The 4,222-nt window shown below is 70.3% G+C and carries 4 protein-coding genes; all 4 read left to right on the top strand.

The features are described from left to right. Positions 1-79 precede the first annotated feature (79 nt). Entirely contained in the window at positions 80-1,708 is a 1,629-nt protein-coding gene (locus G6018_RS15825; protein ID WP_241731072.1) for a DASS family sodium-coupled anion symporter, read from the top strand. Between the two features lie 22 nt (positions 1,709-1,730). Beyond that, positions 1,731-2,924: an aminotransferase class I/II-fold pyridoxal phosphate-dependent enzyme gene (locus G6018_RS15820; RefSeq protein ID WP_182640125.1), complete on the top strand. Its 1,194-nt coding sequence runs from the start codon at positions 1,731-1,733 to the stop codon at positions 2,922-2,924. A 9-nt stretch (positions 2,925-2,933) separates the two neighbouring features. Next, a complete protein-coding gene (locus G6018_RS15815; RefSeq protein WP_159110286.1) occupies positions 2,934-3,077 on the top strand; it encodes a hypothetical protein in 144 nt (47 codons plus the stop codon). A 21-nt stretch (positions 3,078-3,098) separates the two neighbouring features. After that, on the top strand, positions 3,099-4,222 hold a 1,124-nt coding region (gene purB, locus G6018_RS15810; RefSeq protein WP_182640124.1), incomplete at its 3' end, for an adenylosuccinate lyase.

Here is a 4,222-nt window from a genome sequence, read left to right as displayed (position 1 = left end):
GGGGGCGCTCCGGGACGCGTGGCGCGCGAGGGAGAAGGCGATGGCAACCGGCGACCGTGATCGGCCGAGGGGCCGGAGGATGGTCATGGCCCCCCACCTGAGCGGCCTGGACCCGGACCCGGACCGCGGCGCGGAGATCGAGCAGAAGTCGCCCGGTGAGCGCGACGGCGCCGTGCCCCGCGGCGAGTTCGTCCGCAGTGTGGTCGGGACCGTCGCCGGGGTCGCGGCCGCGGTGCTGGTCTACACGGTCATGCCGGGGGACCTGGAGCACAATGCGCGACTGACCGCTGCCGTGGCGGTGCTGCTGGGGATCTGGTGGATGACCGAGTGCATCCCCATCCCCGCCACGGCGCTGGTGCCGCTCATCGCGTTCCCGGTGCTGGGTCAGGACATCTCGGTCGACGACGTCGGCGCCCAGTACGGCAACAACATCATCTTCCTGTTCATGGGCGGATTCCTCATCGCGATCGCCATGCAGAGGTGGAACCTGCACCGACGGATCGCCCTGCTGACGGTCCGGGCGATGGGCACCCGCTCGACACGGGTCATCGCCGGGTTCATGATCGCGACCGGCTTCCTGAGCATGTGGGTGTCCAACACCGCCACGGCCGTGATGATGCTGCCGATCGGCGTCTCCGTCCTCATGCTCGCCTCCGAACTGGGCGGGACCGGGTCCGGAGGGCAGGAGGACGACCCCGAGGGGTCGATGCCCCGGATGGACTCCTCGTCGGACCCGACGTCCGACGAGGTCAAGAAGGCCGTCATCCGGTCGAACTTCGGGACCGCCCTCATGTTGGGCATCGCTTACGCCGCGTCGATCGGATCGCTGGCGACGATCATCGGAACCCCGCCCAACACCCTGCTCGCCGGCTACCTCGAGAGCGAGCACGGCATCATCCTGGGTTTCGGCCGGTGGATGATGGTGGGTCTCCCACTGTCGATCGTGATGCTCCTGGTCGCCTGGTTCCTGCTCACCAAGGTGCTGTTCAAGCCGGAGGTGGAGCGGATCCCCGGGGGGCGGCAACTGTTCGACGACGAGCTGCGCAGCCTCGGCCCCATCTCGTCGGGCGAGAAACGCGTCCTGGCCGTGTTCGTCGCCGCCGCCGTCGCGTGGGTGACCGTGCCGTTGGTGTGGGAGGACCCGCCCGTCTCCGACGCGGGGATCGCGTTGATCGCCGGACTCGTGCTGTTCCTGCTTCCCGCCGGCACCGCGCGTGGCGTTCGCCTGTTGACGTGGGAGGCCGCGCTCGCCCTGCCCTGGGGGGTGCTCCTGCTCTTCGGCGGCGGGCTGGCGCTGTCGGCCCAGTTCTCCGGGTCCGGGCTCACCGACTGGATCGGTGAGAAGTCCGCCGCCCTCGGTGGCCTGCCGGTCGTCCTGCTGGTCGTCGTCGCCGCCGGCGGGGTCCTCATCCTGACCGAACTGACCAGCAACACCGCGACCGCTGCGACGTTCCTGCCGGTCGCGGGTGGGGTGGCGCTGGGTCTCGGGCTCGACCCGATGCTGCTGGCGGTCCCGGTCGCCCTGGCCGCCACCTGCGCGTTCATGCTGCCGGTGGCGACCCCGCCCAACGCCATCGCGTACGGATCCGGATACGTGACGATCGGCCAGATGATCCGCGGCGGGGTGTGGCTCAACCTCGTGGGGATCGTGCTCATCACGCTCGTCACCATGACCCTCCTGGTGTGGGTGTTCGGACTGACCTCCTGACGGGGGCGATAGCGTCGGGGGCATGAGCGTCGCGCGTACCCCCTCTCTCAGGTCGGCCGTCGAGCCGTTCCACGTCATGAGTGTCCTGGCCGCGGCGGCGCGGCGTCAGGAGACCCACGGCGACGTGATCTCCCTGTGTGCCGGGCAGCCCTCGACCCCGGCGCCCGGGCCGGTGCTGGAGGCCGCACGGCGCGCGGTGGACGGCGAGATCCTCGGCTACACCGAGGCGATCGGAATCCGACCGCTCCGGGAGGCGATCGCGGACCACCACCGGCGGGTGGACGGTGTCGAGGTGACCGCCGACGACGTCGTCGTCACCACCGGGTCGTCCGGCGGATTCACGGTGCTCTTCCTGGCCGCGTTCGATCCCGGGGACACCGTCGTCATGGCCCGCCCCGGGTACCCCGCCTACCGCAACACCCTCCAGGCCCTGGGCTGCCGCGTCCACGAGATCGCCTGCGGCCCCGGGACCCGGTACCAACCCACGGTCGCGCAGCTCGAGGCGGTCACGGTGGAGCTGGGCCACCCACCCGCCGGCCTCATCGTGGCCAGTCCCGCCAACCCGACCGGGACGATCATCGACGCCGCCGAGCTCGCCGCCCTCGCGCGCTGGTGCGAGGCCAACGGCACGTTGCTGGTCAGCGACGAGATCTACCACGGCGTCACCTACGGCCGGGAGTGCGCGAGCGCATGGCGGACGAGCCGCGAGTCCGTGGTGATGGGCTCGGTGTCCAAATACTTCTCCATGACCGGCTGGCGGATCGGGTGGATGCTGCTGCCGCGGTACCTGGGCGCCCCCGTGGACCGGCTCATCGGCAACCTCACCATCTGCCCGCCCGCGCACGCCCAGTTCGCCGCCGTCGCCGCGTTCACCGAGGACTCGGCAGGCGAGCTCGACTCACACGTGGAGCGGTACGCCCGGAACCGCGAGCTCGTGCTGCGCCGACTCGCCGGACTCGGGGTGGGGGAGACCGCACCTCCCGACGGAGCCTTCTACACCTACTTCGACGTCTCGCAATGGACCGACGACTCGGTGGCGTGGTGCGCGGAGATCCTCGAACGCACGGGGGTCGCGCTGACACCCGGCGTCGACTTCGACACCGTCGACGGTCGGCACACGGTGCGCCTGAGCTTCGCCGGGGACACCGCCGAGATCGCCGAGGCGATGGACCGACTGGAGGCCGTACTGGTCCCGCATCAGCCGCCCACGGGTTAACGTCGGCGCATGGGTTCCGCCGAGATCATCACCACCATCGTCTACATCACCCGCCCGTGGCTGTTGCTCGAGGCGCCGCTGACGGTGGATCAGGTCTACCTCAACGCACGCGAGATCCTCGCCGGGTCCACCGGCGGCTCGATGATCTCCTGACCGGGCTGCGATACTGGGGGCGTGACCGCCCAGAACGCCGTACCCGCCCGGGCCACCAAGCCCCGGATCTCCAACGTCCTCGCCTCGCGCTACGCGAGCGCCGACCTGGCCACTCTGTGGTCCGCCGAGCACAAGATCGTGCTCGAGCGGCAGCTGTGGATCGCGGTCCTGCGCGCCCAGCGTGATCTGGGAGTCACCGTTCCCGACGGTGTGATCGAGGCCTACGAGGCCGTGATCGATCGCGTGGACCTGGCGTCGATCGCCGAGCGCGAGCGGGTGACCCGGCACGATGTCAAGGCCCGGATCGAGGAGTTCAACGCCCTCGCCGGACACGAGCAGATCCACAAGGGAATGACGAGCCGGGACCTCACCGAGAACGTCGAGCAGCTCCAGGTGATCCGCTCCCTCGAGTTGGTCCGCGACCGCGGGGTGGCGGCGGTTCGCCGGTTGGCCGAGCACGCGGTGGCGCACCGCGATCAGGTGATGGCCGGCCGCAGCCACAACGTCGCCGCGCAGGCCACCACCCTGGGCAAGCGCTTCGCCTCCGCGGCCGATGAGCTGCTGTTGGCGCTCGAGCGGGTCGACTCACTGATGGAGCGGTACCCCCTGCGCGGTATCAAGGGCCCGATGGGCACCGCGCAGGACATGCTCGACCTGCTCGGGGGCGACGCCGGGAAGATGTCGGAGCTCGAGAGCCGCATCGCCGGGCACCTGGGCTTCTCCCGGACCCTGGACTCGGTCGGCCAGGTGTACCCGCGGTCCCTCGACCACGAGGTCGTCTCCGCGCTGGTCCAGTTGGGCGCCGGCCCGTCCTCGCTGGCCCACACGATCCGGCTGATGGCCGGACACGAGCTGGTCACCGAGGGTTTCCAGCCCGGCCAGGTCGGGTCGTCGGCGATGCCGCACAAGATGAACACCCGGTCCTGCGAGCGGGTCAACGGGCTCCAGGTGGTCCTCCGCGGGTACGGCTCCATGGCCGCCGAGCTCGCCGGCGCGCAGTGGAACGAGGGCGACGTCTTCTGCTCGGTGGTGCGTCGTGTCGCTCTGCCGGATGCGTTCTTCGCGCTGGACGGCATGTTCGAGACGTTCCTGACCGTGCTCGACGAGTTCGGGGCGTACCCGGCCGTGATCGACAAGGAGCTCCA

The organism is Dietzia sp. DQ11-44, from assembly GCF_014145205.1.
Taxonomy (GTDB): Bacteria; Actinomycetota; Actinomycetes; order Mycobacteriales; family Mycobacteriaceae; genus Dietzia; species Dietzia natronolimnaea.
This window is presented reverse-complemented; position numbering and strand designations above follow the sequence as displayed.

Coding starts and splice junctions, on each gene's coding strand:
- G6018_RS15825 (WP_241731072.1), top strand. CDS start 80: ATGGTCATGGCCCCCCACCTGAGCGGCCTGGACCCGGACCCGGACCGC.
- G6018_RS15820 (WP_182640125.1), top strand. CDS start 1,731: ATGAGCGTCGCGCGTACCCCCTCTCTCAGGTCGGCCGTCGAGCCGTTC.
- G6018_RS15815 (WP_159110286.1), top strand. CDS start 2,934: ATGGGTTCCGCCGAGATCATCACCACCATCGTCTACATCACCCGCCCG.